This is a genomic window from Paenibacillus harenae (assembly GCF_030812415.1).
In the GTDB taxonomy this organism is placed as follows: Bacteria; Bacillota; Bacilli; order Paenibacillales; family Paenibacillaceae; genus Pristimantibacillus; species Pristimantibacillus harenae_A.
The window spans coordinates 266,495-280,085 of record NZ_JAUSST010000004.1 but is presented as its reverse complement, the minus strand read 5'-3'; the positions used below and the strand labels follow the sequence as shown (position 1 = coordinate 280,085).

The following is a 13,591-nucleotide window of genomic DNA, read 5'->3' as shown; positions in this document are numbered from 1 at the left end:
ATGATTGAATCCATTCTTAAGCCGATTTTCAAACCGATTAAGAAGTTTGTCATGAAGCCGATCAAGCAAGCCCGCATGCTGCCGAAGCTGTTGCTTAAATGGCTTCGCAAGTTTCTCGTTACAGCCATATTCGGCCCGCTTCGTTCGCTCAACAACTACGTCAAGCTTGGAAGCTATTATATTGCGAAGAAACTGATAGCGCTTTTTATCGTCATAACGCTCATCATCGTTTACTTTGGTTTCATTAGTCCTCCGCCCCTGTTCAACAAATGGTTCGGCAAGACGCCGCAGCTATCGGCGACGGCGGCCGCCGACAAAGGGTTTACCGGCACTGCCGACATCCTCGATCCCGGGGGCCGTTTGCTGTTCGAAGGACAATTGGCGGACGGCCTGTATACGGGAACCGGCAAGCTGTATTATCCTAACGGCAATCTGAAGTATAGCGGCGACTTCGACAAAGGCATGATGATGGGCCAAGGCGAGCTTTATAATGAAGAAGGCATTCTTCTCTATAAGGGACTATTCGCTGCCGACCAGTACGCGGGTGCCGGTACGGCTTTCTATCCAAGTGGCGCGCCGTCCTATGTCGGTTTGTTCGCTGCAGGTCTTTACGAGGGCGCAGGAACGACTTATAAGGAAGACGGCACGATCGTCTATGCCGGCAACTTCATGAAAGGCGTCTATCAAGGAGATGGCAAGCTATACAGCGGTCCCGAGAAACTTCTGTATGAAGGGCTGTTCAACAACGGCGTCTACGAAGGAGCAGGCAAGCTTTATGACAGCAACGGTGTGCTGGCATACGAAGGCAACTTTGTTGCAGGCGAGCTGACAGGACCGGGAACACACTACTTTGCATCGGGCTTCGTCAAGTACGAAGGCGAATTCGTGAAGGGCGCCTATCACGGCGCAGGCAGTTCCTTTAACGAAGTCGGCTCGCTCGTCTACACGGGCGGCTTCGCTGGCGGGCTGCCGAATGGAATCGGCCAAGCCTACAACGCAGGCGGAGGCATTGTCTACGACGGCAAGTTCGTCAATGGCAAATATGAAGGTGTCGGTTCATTATTTGACGCCGACGGCGCTCCGCTCTATAAAGGCTTCTTCCGCGCCGGAGGAGTATATGCGGAAGGCTTCATGAACCTATCGCTCGTGAAGCTGCAAGAGACGCTTGGAGCGGCTGACCCGCCGCCTCCTTCCGAAACGACGCCGCCAGCGGAAGAAACGCCCGCAGTAACGGATGCGCCAACGGATGGAACGGCGGAAGGCGGAGAAGGTGGGACAGCGGCGGACCCGAATGCCGGAGCGGATAGCGGCACTAGCGGGGATGAAACGTCGAGTGGCTCTGGAACTAGTAGCGGTGGAGAGTCGTCATCAGAAGGCTCTTCAACCCAGGATGCTAGTCCGGCGGATGAAGTTCAAACGCTCAGCGAAAGCTCGAACAGCATGATAGAAGAAGCGACTTCAGCTGACTCGGTTGTCGCAACTGGCGACACCGAAGGGCTGGAGGAAGAAGTCCTTCCGATGACGCTCACCTTCAGCACCGCTCAGCTCTCATTCGTGCTTGAAGTTGATCCTGACAATCCGGAAGCTTATTACGTTCGCAAGCTAACGACTTGGAACAGCATCGTGATGGAACAGACTTACCAGCGGCTGCTGACTGCCAAAGCCGTCTCCTCGAAGGAAATACTGCCGAACGGACGGACAAGCATCATATTCAAATCCGGCAACGCCTTCCTGACGTTCCTGCTGAACAAGGACAAGCCCGCCAGACTCGAGATTAGCTACTATAACCCTGATGAAGCGGAATAACCGCTCCAGGGCATAACAAAACCCTCGCCGTATCCTGGGCGGGGGCTTTTCATTTAATGTTTAGAGCTGAAATCGCGCAGGCGCTCTTACAGACCGCTGACACTTTCCCCGCCAGTCGTTTGCTGTTAGCTCATATATGCTCTTACGCGAAACCGTCATTATTCCCCGGTCTTTACTTCCCGCTTTGTAAGAGCCTATTACAGAAACAAAGCCGCAGCCTAACGCTCATTAGAAGCATTAAGCAGCGGCTTAAAGACCGTCTATTCCTCCGAAGCTGCCGCTTCACCTAATACATCCTCCAACTGCTCGTTGTCAACCTCGCCTTGCTGCGGGGCTGTGCCCAAGGTCTTGAACGCCCACCAGCGGACGGCAATGACCGACGCGGTCGACTCCATTTCACCTTGCAGCTTCATGCCTATGCGGAACGTGCCTTTCTCCGGATAAACGACCGTACCAAGCGATACGTTCGGAATGTCCGGCTCGAACTCCGTACCCTTGAAGACATCGCTCTGACCGTAATAAACGCGCTTCTGCACAGCGTTCAAATCTCCCTCTACGGAACGCTCCACTTCCTCTAGGCCTACAACAACCGATACTTGGCCTTCGCCAAGTCCGTGGTTGATTTCATCGGAAACGTAGTTCTTCTTGCCTCGCGAGAAGAAGAAGCCGCCCGTCTTGCCGATCGACTCCAGCAACACTTCCATCGTGCCGGTCGCGATCTCGTCATACAAATGCTGAGGACGAGGGATGCCGAGCTTAAAGTCGAATTCATTGCGTTCCGGGTGATACTGTACGTCGAGTGAAGGCTTCGCGCCATACTCCAAGTCTTCCGTTTCCGCGCTTGCATAGAATTTGTGCAGCGACGAAGCGCGCGACGTCTGGGCAAGCCGTTGCAGGAGCGAAGTGCTCTCTATATATTCGCCATAAGGAACGCGGTCGACTTTCTCGATCATATAAGTCGGTCCCAACTGAAGCAGGCTGATCTTCGCCAAGCAAATGCTCTGGTCAGCCGATCCCTCGACCGCCTCCTCCAAGCTGCGTTCATGCCAGTCCTTCAGAATCCGCTCCGCTACCGGTTCCTCCAGCACTTCGATCACATGCTTCGCATTCGAATCGAGCGGAATGACCGCGTCGCCGATCGTCAGCTTCGCAGCCGAATTAGGGACGGTCAGAGTGGCAAGACTGCCCGCTTCAAGCGGCGCTTTCACATGGAAGCTGACCGTATATTCCGTCTCCTGGGCGTCGCCCGGCTCTGCGAACGATACGTTTTGTCCGTCATGGCCAACCGTTGTAAAGCCAACCGCATCATACTCGTACTGGAAAGCGATTCGCGGCGTTTGAAGCGTCTTCTCGACAACGAGCTTAATCTCGACTACCTCGCCCGGATTAACGTACTTCGGCATGCGCTGCGTGATACGAACACCTACATCTTCGTAGATCGTCGCTACATTTTCGAGCAAGCGAACGAATTCGAAGGAGGATGGCGCCGGCGCCTCCTCTACGATAAATAGGCGGTACGATTCAAGAACGCGATTATATTCGCTTACTTCATCGGAACGAATGGCCGAGTTGCCGACGGAATGAACCGGCTCTTTGCCCTTCTCGTCGTAAGCCACGCATAGATATACGTTTTTCTTATACTCATTGTTCGTGAAGCCTTCAATCATCGAAAGCTTCAAAGTTACCGGAGAAGGAATAACGAGCTCGCGGCCAATATAATCGATCGCAACACCCATTTCAACCGATATCGTCTTGTCGTCAACCGCAACGACCTGCATGCCCGACAAAACGCCGCTTCCGTATAGCAGCCGATTCAACAATCTTCTTTTGTCGTTAAAATATTTTTGCTCCGATTCAAAGTCGCGCACCGTCAGCAGCTTGCCGTAAAAATACCGATTTCTCTCAAATGGATACAATCGCGATTTTTTCATCAATTCCCACTCCTTCACGAACTTCATCTATTATTCAAGCTCTGAATCCATTTCAAGGCGAGTATGTATGTCCATTCGCTTCTCCATGCCGACATCGACGATCAGCGTATCGTTGGGCATCGTGCGATTAGGGTTCAACGTCATAAGCGACGGCTCCGTAAGCACGGTATTGATGCCGAGGTACGTATGAAGGTCCAAATACATCCACGGCTGGAGCATGACAAGCTTCGCTTCCGTATAGGCGGGCTTCTGTTCCTCAATCAACTGCTCGATGACAACGCGCTGCTTCTCGCTCGGCGCTTGCTCCGGCCTTAGCAGGACGGTGAATGTGTAGGGATCTCCGTCGTACAGTTTATCCGTAAGCTCCCTTAGCTCGGCATTGTCGCGCATGCCCTTCGTCTGAAAATATTCAATGATAAGCGGCGACTGGCCCGTGTAGATTTCGATCGTCTTCATAAGCCCCTGCCGCGTGCCGCGGTAACGATATAGCTCCGGCGCGGCCTTGATGAATGCCTCAACCTGCTCGTCGGTCCAATAATCGTCGGTCTCCAGACCGAGCCAGGATGACAGCCACCTTAGATGCTCGCCTGTCGCTAGCTGAGGATCGAGATAATCCGACAAGCCGACAATCTCGTTCTCTACTTCGGAGAACAGCGTGCCGAACAACGATAAGTAACGCTCCAGGAAGTCACGGCTCGCGGGATCCTCCTGGTACACCGACGGCAAGTACGATAAAAACGTCTCGCGGGGAAAATAAAGCCGCACCGTCTGAAGCAAAGGCGAATGCCTCTCCGTCCCGATCCACTCGATCTTCAGCCATAAATACCGTCCCTTCGCGCCAAAAAACAGCGAATCCTTCGGATTGATGACGGGCGGAGACCAGTAGGATGCGAGCGCGTTCAGCTTATCGCGATATGGCAGCGACGTATCGACCAGCCAATCGTCAACCTTGCGATACGTCCCGTTAATGAAGCAGCTCTCCTCGTTCAAGGTGAAGTAGGACACTCTTAGCTGCGTACCGTCGGGGATGAAAGCGTCGAGCGTCATTTTATGCCATACCGTATCGGCTTCCGAGCTGTCGTAAGCACGGGATAACCAGATGCCCTCCGGCACTCCCGTCTCTTCCATGACCAGCGTCTGAGGCTGCAAATTAAGCATTGTCACGATGCCCTCGTCGCCGTTCAAGATGAACATTCGACCTTTGCCATCGATGAGCAATTGATCGGCCTTCCCCCGAAAGCTTGTAATCTTGCCGATGGAATGGCCAGCTTCGTCCAACATGACGATGAACCGGTCGTCCTCGCTCAACTGATCCATCTGCCTCGAATCGCCGATATAGAGCATGCCGGAGCTATCGATGCACAATCCCGCATACGGGAGCGACGGGAGCTCTTTCCTCGCAGCCAGCTTGCCGCTGCTATGGAAGGAGAAGAGCTTCGCAAACAGCGTATCGAATATGTAGAGCTTCCCGCTCGGGGACAGCGACATAAAGTAAGTTCGGTTCAAATGCTTCAACTTCGCCCGTACATGCTGAGTGAAGCTAAGATCGCTCCAGACGCCCGTTAATGCGCCGCTTAGCGTGAATTGCATAATGCCAAGCTTGCCGCCTTCAGGCACGGCAGGCTCATCTCCGCCGTCATCGATTTCAAGCGGCGTCAGCACGTAGACGTAACGGTTATCGGCTGCAATCGCTATCGGGTAGAGCGGCATGCCGTCGGCCTGTTGCCCCGATCTCGACCACAAAGTCTGGCCGGTATCCGTATGATAAGCCGCTAGCGTCCTGTCACCCGAGCGGTCGGCAACTAACAGCAGGTCGCCGGAGGCTGCAAGCCTCGCATCGGCGCTGAACAAGCCATGTCCTTGGGTGAACAACCGCTTATGGTCGGCATTTCGGCGATCGTAAATCCAAAGATCGGCCCGTTCATCAAGCAAATACATTCTGTCATGCTCGCCGATTGCGATTTCCCGCGTCGTACCCGTTCCATCAAGCTCGCTTAGCTGGAGCGTGCCGGCAATCCCATACTTGTTATCTCTTCGTACGCCGAAGCCTGCCGTTCGCGATTCCAAATTGTATACGGTACCTCGCCGCCAATCTTCCTCGCGGTTAATCGAGAAATAACGCTCTAGTCCGTTCAGGCTTATCCCCTCCTTTGCTGCCGTCCGCCGCATAACATCATAGACGCGTGCTGCTTATCAGCTCAATTTCATGCTTGCCTGAGAAAACAAGGCCATGGGGCGGCAAGATCAGATCGCCCCCGGCGCTTTTCTTCACATGAGCGCCTTCCGCATCCAGCCACAGATCCTGGATGAACAGCACGCCGTTGCTTCCGCTAAGCACATTATAAATATCGCCCTTATATACCGCCCTGCCAAACGCCCACCCTGGAGAGCCGTCCTCTCCGTCTAGCGGTCGCAGCAGCCTTCTTAGCTGCTCGACAAGCCGCTCGCCTTCGTCGATGAATTGCGGTTCAACGACAACAACGGCATGAACGGTCACTTTAATATAGACGGGAGGTATGACATGCACCTCCGTCGTAATCAGTCTGCGCGAATCGATATGCTTCCGCACCGTCTGCAAGAATCCGGTGCTTGGCGTTGGCGTCTCGCTTAAACTATACGGCACGACGACAACCGATACTTGTCCGGCTGCCCGCTCCCTCGGATAATCGGAAAGCCCGGGCTTGTACAGCGGGATAGCCTGCACCCTTGCGACTGCCGCACCCGGCGTCTCTCTGGCGATTGTCTCGTAATCCTCGTCGGTTACGGCACGGAACGTGCGCTTCAGTTCCGCTTGCGCGCGCTGCAGCGTCTCCGCTAACGTCTCGGCCTCCGAGCCGCCCGCAGCATAAAAAGGATTATCTACCTTAATCCCATATTGGGCTTGCACGTCGTTTACCCATTCCGTAATGAGCCCCGGCTTCACATTACCGCGCTCGCCGCCGCCAAGCAAGCAGCCAATCAAGCAAATGTTCTCTTCCCGGCACGATGCCGGAATAGCGCCCCGTTCGCCGTTGCCGAAGTAGATTCGCCTTCCGATCGGGTCATACACATAATGCCGATCTCCGGGACCTGAATGATCGAAATCGTCAACGCGCGTCCAGTCGAACCACCTCAGTTCGCCGCTTGCGTCGCTCTCGCCGACTTGAAGCTTGATCGCATCCTTCTTCTTGCACGGGACGTCATACACGTCGAACGACTGGCCGGGAAGGCCGTTGCTTCGACCGACCATCCGAAGCTGATCGAATTTCGGCGTGCTTGCGATAATTCGTATCATCTGACCGGGCTCCGGCATTACGCCGCCTTCGCTGCCGCCGAAGCGAACTTCCAAGTAATCCCGTCCAGCGCTTCGCTTGACCGTATATAACTTCGAATCCTGTTGAAATCCGCCAGCCTTCGACACCAGCGGGTCTTCTTCCTTCCAATAGGTCCATGAAAAATCGATATTTTGCACTTGCACACGGGTTTTTCCGTATACCGACAAGTATGTATCGCTAACGATCGACGTCTGATCCCCGCCATTGTAGGGCAGATCAATGACCTCGCACAGCGTATCGCGTTGAACCGCCATCGTTGTATGAAGCATCATTTGGCGAATTCGCGGAGGCATCTCGTAGCCTGATTCCTCAAGCGTGCAGCATATCCAATAACGCGCGCGGTCGCTTGCCGGATGAACCGTTACCGTACGCATCGGCGCACCGGCTCGAAACGTGATTTTGCCGCTAAGCGTCAAATGCAAGGTTTCGTCTTGAACGATGTCCAGCGGAAGCCATGCCTCAGCCTCCGATTGCTCGTCATATCCGTATACTTTCCAAGATAAGCGAGAGGAAGGTGTAATGGCCGCAGCCGCAAGAAGGGGATCAAGCAGCTCTGTCGCATGTCTTTCCTGCGTATCCTTGCCTGGCTGCATAAGCTCGATATTAAGGGTCACTAGCTCGCCTGGCGCGAGCTCGCGGTCGAACGATACATATAATTTTGACGATTGCTTCGCATCGGCGCCGAATGCGTAATAGACGACATCCGCGTGGACATTGGACGCTGTTACATCGTTCGCTTCCCGCTCCGTTCTTGTTACGATCCGGTCGAGCGACAACGGGACAAGCTTAACGGTAGCGTCCGTCTCGAACATTTGGTCTTCCGCCATCAGCTTCGTTCCTCGCGGCAATATCGTCGGCGCAGTCACGTTCGTGAATTGAATGACCGCTTCGGCCGATTGCGTATCTGCCGGCGCGACGCCCAGCAAATCCAGAAACTTGCGGCGGTTTTTGTCCGGCACGCGGCTTATGAAGTACCGCTGCATCTCGGTCAACCATGCGAATAATTCGATAAAGGTCATTCCCGGATCATGCGCGTTCTCATCCGTCCATTCCGGAACGCGCTTCGGTATAAGTCTTCTGGAATGCTGGACGATCTCTGCAAAGCTGCGATCGTCTAGCGGCAATCTAGGCAGCATTGGATGCCTCCTTTCTTAAAGCAATATGTCCAATGGACATCAATGAGGGGCAGGGACAGCGGTAATCTGATGATGTCCGTTAACGACAATTCCATGAATAACCTCGCCCATGCGAGCGGGATCCCACTCCGCGCGCACCCCGTTCTCTATCCTAACGACATGTAAATATAACCGTTCTATGTAGAGCAGAGACCTTACCGAATGAAGCAGCGAATGCAGCACCGATACATGAAGCGCTTCGCCGATATTCCAGCCTTGGCCATCCGCATTGCCGGTAATGGAATCAAGAAACGCGTCAAGCTTGGCCGCAGCCGCCAGCTCCAGCGGAAGCAGCTCATCCACCGACTCCGCCGCCACTGTGGCATGCACCGATATTTCCAGATAAGCAGGCTCGATGACGCGGATCGCCCCGCCAAGAGAGACCAGGTTCGACGCTTTGCGGATAAGCTCGCGCTCCACCGTCCGCTTAAGCTCCGGAAACTGTGCCGTACCGGCAAGTCCGCCCGCCGGGAAAGCGACAATCGTCATAGCGCCGGGCGTTCGCTTAAGCAAGGCGTCTCGATTGCTTAAGCACTTCACTTTCGCAATTTGCGGATAAGCCTCGCGGGCAATCCATTCCACGTCCTTGGCGGTTACCGCCCGGCCGCGATGCTTAAGCTGCTGAGGTCCGCGTACGACCACCTGCTCGATTCGCTCCGCATCGCCGCCGCCAATCGAAGGCGCAGGATTAGTGACGCTACGAATGAAAGCCATCGGAAGCTGCATTCCCGTAATCTGACCCGCTGCAACATGGCCGCCCGCTCCGGCTGTCGTCTTAAAGCGGATTTTCACCGTCTCCGACTCCTGCGGGGAAGGCAGACGCCCATGCACGCCGTTGCCGAACTGCAAGATGCCTCCTGCATGGTTCGTTACATAATGTCTATCATCCGGCCCCGATTCAGCAAGTGATGTAACAGCCTGCCAACGTACCCAGAAGCGCTGAATTTCACCTTCTCCGTCCCGTTGCGCGGCATATGCAGATGATTCCGACCCCAGCAATCTCTCCTGTTCGAGCTTTGTGAACCTTTCGATCTCATCGACCCACACCTCTTCGTCTATGAAAGCAGTCTGTGTGAGCTGCACAAATCCATCCGGCGGAATGGCCATTTCTCTCTCCAGACTGACCTGTTGCCTAGCCGTCACCGCATTCATATCAATGCGGCTCGCAATCGGCAATTGAGGGTAAATCCCATTCATGCAGCCGTCGCGATTGACCGCGCGCAGCCAATAGCGCTCGCGTCCGAACAAGCTTGCTTGCACCATCGTCTGCGGACCGACCCATTGCAGCTCGCCGCTCGAGGTGAAGCCGTCCGTGCCGTCCATCGTCTTCACGGGCAGCCAGACGAGCCTGCCGTTCTGCGCGCATAACGCTTCCCATTCGATCCATGGAGGCTGATTGCGCCCGGCAAACGGACGTTCAAGCTCAAATCGCGTCCGCAGCGGGCCCTTCACCGGCGCAAGGTCGAAAGAAGCATATACGGTAGGCTGCGTCGTCGCCGGCGGCTCGAACAGCTTATATGCCGCGCCGCCCGCTCTCGCTTCCTGCGTCCGGTCTCTTTCCTCTGCGTTGCTTCTCGTGTACAAGCTCTCCGGCATAAATAACGCCTGAGTAGGCTGTGCATATGTAAATGTCGGTGCCGACAACCATGGCGACATATATTCAACCACCGGCGCTATAATCGGGTCGGTCTGGAGCACCCTTGCGCGCAGCCAATAATCGTACGAGCCGTTAACGAACGTCTGCCCCATATCTTCCGGACAAGCGAATTCAAGCGTGAAGCTTCTCTCCTCCTGCTCTGGCAGTTCTTCGAACAATGTGCCGAATTGCTCGCTGCCCGGCAAGCGTGCCCAGTTCTCGCCGTCCCAATATTCCCATTGCACTTTGCGAATGTGAACTCTCGGCGGATCTTTTTCTTCAAAATCATACGTTCTCATGACCATCTTCCACTTGACTTCGGGATCTTGCGCCATGCGAAGCCGATTAGCCGAAGCTTTGGCGTTGAAACTCAGCTTCACCTTGCTCTGGCGTTTCGTGAACGCCTCTTCGCATGACAAGTAGAACACCGAATAGGGAACGAAATGCTCCCCGAACGGATAGAAGCCATCCGCCGGCAATTCGGTATCGTTGAAGAAGAGCGCGGCTGGTTTGATGCCTTCCGTATCGCGGTTCGCGTCATGAACGGCGCGAATACGAAGCTTGTCCATCTCCAGATGCTTCTCCAGCAGTGGCGAGGCCGCGTTCGGTTGTTGCTTCACCGTACAACGTATCCAGCGGCCCTGAATGCCTTGATGCTCCGTCACTTCGAGCTTGCCTGCCTGCTTTTTGTACAAAATAATCGTATTGCCGGCAGCAGTAGCTTCGTCGAACTTCACCCATCCGCCATTGCAGGGATACGTCCATTCGACAAGTTCGGAAGCAAGGGAAGCCGCCAGCTCCGGCTCCGAATAACGTTTCTCCGAATGATGCACATTCAGATAGAAGCGATTCGGGCGATCGACCAGAAACAGATCGTCATGGCGGATAAACATGGAATGCTCCTGCTCGTTCGCCTTATAGTCGGTATCGAACAGGCGCACCTCCGGAACGGTACCCGCATCTACGCTCTCGCTATAACGCTGCGCCGCCGTCACGATCCGATCCTTCGCCGGGTGGACGTTGATCCATTCCTGCAGCTTGGCCGGCGTCGCCAGCAGCGTCCTCTCCGTCTCGAACACTAGCGGCTCGCCGCCTTCCGGATGCGGCGCGGTAAGCGCTAGTCCAGCCGGCAGGTAAACCGGGTTCACTGCGCCCTCGCTCAGCCCGAATACGATGCTCGCTACCGCCGGACGGGGAGGCTGCAGCTTCACTTGAATAAGATCAAGGAAAGCGAGAAAATGGTTCAGGGGCGCTTGATTAAGCCGCTCCACCGTATCCTGCAGCATCTCTGCCGTCAAATAGGCAAGACCTGTGCCTGCGTCCGGGTCTTCAGGCGAGAACCGCCATTCCGGCGTATAATGAGGAGCCATCTCTTTCAATCTAGCCATGAAAGAGGTCACATTGTTAGCATTAATGCTTGGCGGACGAATGCCGCCGCCCGTTCTTCCTCCATGCTTCATCGCGTCGCTTCGCTCCCGTTATTTCGTGCCTTCCTCCAGATAGAAAGGATAGACCTGATTAAACAAATTGTTCGTTGACCGCACCGCATACGATACCGTCAGCAGCACGCGCCCGGTATGCTGAGGATCAAGCTGCGCCTTCACCTCGATATCCTTCACTCTGGGCTCCCATATCCGAATCGCATCGGTAACTTCGCTGGATATGAGCCGCAATGACGTTTCGTCTGTCGTGCCGAAAACGAACTCCCGCAGGCCGCAGCCGAAATCCGGCCGCATGAGCCGTTCCCCCTTCGAGGTTCGAATAATGATCCGAATCGCTTCCGCTATGTCCTCCTCGGCATCCGCCATCAAGATGCGGCCTGTCGTTGCATCCACCTGCACAGGAAACTTCCAACCTTTTCCTAAAAAAGAAGCCGACATTACAGCACTCTCCCTCTTCCCTTCGAACCAACCCGCTAATTGATTTTGACCATCGAGCCTTTAAGCGTCAGAATGCCGTTCGTCTTCACTTCCAGCATGCCGTTCGATTGCAGCGTCAGCGAGGCATCGGCCTCCACCTTTACCTGCGCTCCCTTAAGCGTCAGCGACTTCGCGCCGGTCATCGTCACGTCGCCTTGGGAAGTCATCTCCAGCTTCGCCGTATCGCCGCTCTTGACCGTGACTTTGTTCGCGCCGCTGTCTAACACAACGGATTGCTGCGCGTTCTGCATCGTGATCGATACCTTCTTGCCCTTATCGTCCATTTCAATGCTATGGCCCTTGCTCGTCTTGATCGTAATACTGCCGTCCGTACTGTTATCGTCGAAAATAATTTCATGTCCGCTTCGCGTCTTAATCTTGCGTACATCGTTTTTCTCTTTGCCGGCAGGCGGCGGGTTCTTCTTGTTCCAAAGCATGCCGATCACGATCGGCTGATCGAGACGGCCCATCAAAAAAGCAACCAGCACCTCGTCGTTCACTTCCGGAATGAACAGAGAGCCCATATCCTTGCCGCCCATCAACGTTGCGATACGAATCCAATCGGTCTGCAGGTCTCCCTCGCGAAGCGGAAATTTCACCTTTACACGACCCAAATTCTCAGGGTCCTTGTTGTCGCTAACGATCGCGTTCAAGACGCCAGACAATTGCTCGGTTTGCATAGAGCGCTGATGTGAATCGAAGAACCCAGTAAACCGCGAGCTCATATGGCATTCCCCTCCGTCTCGAAATAAACGACATAACCGTTTTCCGCATCAAGCTTGTGCGATACTTTCGTCAATCGCGCCGTATGATTAAGCTTCGTTCCGCCAAGGCCGTCGAAAATGATCAGTTCCCCCGGCATAAGCTCCGGAAAGCCTATACAGCTGCCATGTCCGCTAACAAGCTCGCGCGACAGCCTCTCCAGCATAGCCTTCGCCAGCGCCGTAGCCTCATCAACCGAAGTCGCTTGCGTGTAGACGATCTCGACCTTCTTCGCCGAGAGCTGCGCCGCAACGCTTGGACCTGCCTTTTCCAAGCTGCCGATCTTCGTAACCGACTTGGCGGACGCCTCTATCGGTTCCATCTTGTCAACGTCGTACCCTCTCACCTTCACCTCGGCCACCTGACTGGATGCATCCACCTGAAGCGTAAAATCTCGCAAGTTTTTGCCGTATTGCAGCGAAACGATAGGTTCCCCGGACGTCTTTGGATTCTTGAAATAAAGCTTGGACGCCGTCACATAGAAATGCCGGTCGTTATCTATGGCAAGCGAGCGAATAAAATGATAGTCGCTCACGCCGATCTGCTCAATGGTCTTCTTCGTGACGGTCGTCGCGTCGATATCGGCGGATAACCCATACTCGCCGGCAATCTGCCGAACGACATCGCTGTCCTTTGTTTCCGTCCACACTTTGGAATGCGAAGACTTCATCATAAGAAAAGAGCGGTCCATCGCGATCACGATGACTTTCGGATTCATGCTTGCCCCGTACTCGACGTTATAGCCCGTAATAATGCCGTCGAACACGAGCCCTTTCTTATCTGCGTAACCGAGCTTCACCTGCAGCAGCTTGCCCACGGCAATCTTCGTGCCGACCCAACTCATCGCATTGTCCTGCCAATTAAAGGCATTCGCGATACAGAACCTGGCAATATCCGCCTGCGAGTCGGTCGTCTGCTCTACTTCGACCCATTCCAAAGCCATATCAAGAAGTCTAATCAATTGTCCGTCGATGAGGATGTCGGCTTCCGGCGCATTAAAGTCGCCGTATTTGGTTTCTAGCGAATCAACGGTGTTTTTTGCCGGCAT

At 54.6% G+C, this 13,591-nt stretch carries 8 protein-coding genes; 1 reads left to right on the top strand and 7 read right to left on the bottom strand.

Annotated features, from left to right (window positions below):
• Positions 1 to 1,806 carry an MORN repeat-containing protein gene (locus J2T14_RS16210; RefSeq protein WP_307472370.1) on the top strand — a complete coding sequence of 602 codons (1,806 nt, stop codon included), beginning with the start codon at positions 1 to 3 and terminating at the stop codon, positions 1,804 to 1,806.
• A gap of 260 nt (positions 1,807 to 2,066) precedes the next feature.
• On the opposite strand, the gene J2T14_RS16205 is transcribed toward J2T14_RS16210, so the two are convergent.
• The 7 genes from J2T14_RS16205 to J2T14_RS16175 are packed head-to-tail and all read right to left on the bottom strand — an operon-like array spanning position 2,067 to position 13,591.
• Positions 2,067 to 3,737: a hypothetical protein gene (locus tag J2T14_RS16205; RefSeq protein WP_307472368.1), complete on the bottom strand. Its 1,671-nt coding sequence runs from the start codon at positions 3,735 to 3,737 to the stop codon at positions 2,067 to 2,069.
• Between the two features lie 30 nt (positions 3,738 to 3,767).
• Positions 3,768 to 5,906 carry a phage tail protein gene (locus J2T14_RS16200; RefSeq protein ID WP_307472366.1) on the bottom strand — a complete coding sequence of 713 codons (2,139 nt, stop codon included), beginning with the start codon at positions 5,904 to 5,906 and terminating at the stop codon, positions 3,768 to 3,770.
• Between the two features lie 4 nt (positions 5,907 to 5,910).
• Positions 5,911 to 8,187 carry a putative baseplate assembly protein gene (locus J2T14_RS16195; protein WP_307472364.1) on the bottom strand — a complete coding sequence of 759 codons (2,277 nt, stop codon included), beginning with the start codon at positions 8,185 to 8,187 and terminating at the stop codon, positions 5,911 to 5,913.
• 39 nt (positions 8,188 to 8,226) lie between these two features.
• Entirely contained in the window at positions 8,227 to 11,322 is a 3,096-nt protein-coding gene (locus tag J2T14_RS16190; protein ID WP_307472362.1) for a baseplate J/gp47 family protein, read from the bottom strand.
• 18 nt (positions 11,323 to 11,340) lie between these two features.
• Positions 11,341 to 11,742, bottom strand: coding sequence for a GPW/gp25 family protein (locus J2T14_RS16185; protein ID WP_307200548.1), 402 nt, complete (start codon positions 11,740 to 11,742; stop codon positions 11,341 to 11,343).
• Positions 11,743 to 11,777: 35 nt separating this feature from the next.
• Positions 11,778 to 12,506, bottom strand: coding sequence for a phage baseplate assembly protein V (locus J2T14_RS16180; protein WP_307200550.1), 729 nt, complete (start codon positions 12,504 to 12,506; stop codon positions 11,778 to 11,780).
• Positions 12,503 to 13,591, bottom strand: coding sequence for a phage late control D family protein (locus tag J2T14_RS16175; protein ID WP_307472360.1), 1,089 nt, complete (start codon positions 13,589 to 13,591; stop codon positions 12,503 to 12,505). Before J2T14_RS16175 ends, J2T14_RS16180 begins: the two co-directional genes overlap by 4 nt.

Excerpts from the sequence above, each read along its gene's own strand:
- J2T14_RS16185 (WP_307200548.1), bottom strand. The coding sequence starts at position 11,742 with ATGTCGGCTTCTTTTTTAGGAAAAGGTTGGAAGTTTCCTGTGCAGGTG.
- J2T14_RS16190 (WP_307472362.1), bottom strand. The coding sequence starts at position 11,322 with ATGAAGCATGGAGGAAGAACGGGCGGCGGCATTCGTCCGCCAAGCATT.
- J2T14_RS16175 (WP_307472360.1), bottom strand. The coding sequence starts at position 13,591 with ATGCCGGCAAAAAACACCGTTGATTCGCTAGAAACCAAATACGGCGAC.
- J2T14_RS16180 (WP_307200550.1), bottom strand. The coding sequence starts at position 12,506 with ATGAGCTCGCGGTTTACTGGGTTCTTCGATTCACATCAGCGCTCTATG.
- J2T14_RS16200 (WP_307472366.1), bottom strand. The coding sequence starts at position 5,906 with ATGCGGCGGACGGCAGCAAAGGAGGGGATAAGCCTGAACGGACTAGAG.
- J2T14_RS16195 (WP_307472364.1), bottom strand. The coding sequence starts at position 8,187 with ATGCTGCCTAGATTGCCGCTAGACGATCGCAGCTTTGCAGAGATCGTC.
- J2T14_RS16210 (WP_307472370.1), top strand. The coding sequence starts at position 1 with ATGATTGAATCCATTCTTAAGCCGATTTTCAAACCGATTAAGAAGTTT.
- J2T14_RS16205 (WP_307472368.1), bottom strand. The coding sequence starts at position 3,737 with ATGAAAAAATCGCGATTGTATCCATTTGAGAGAAATCGGTATTTTTAC.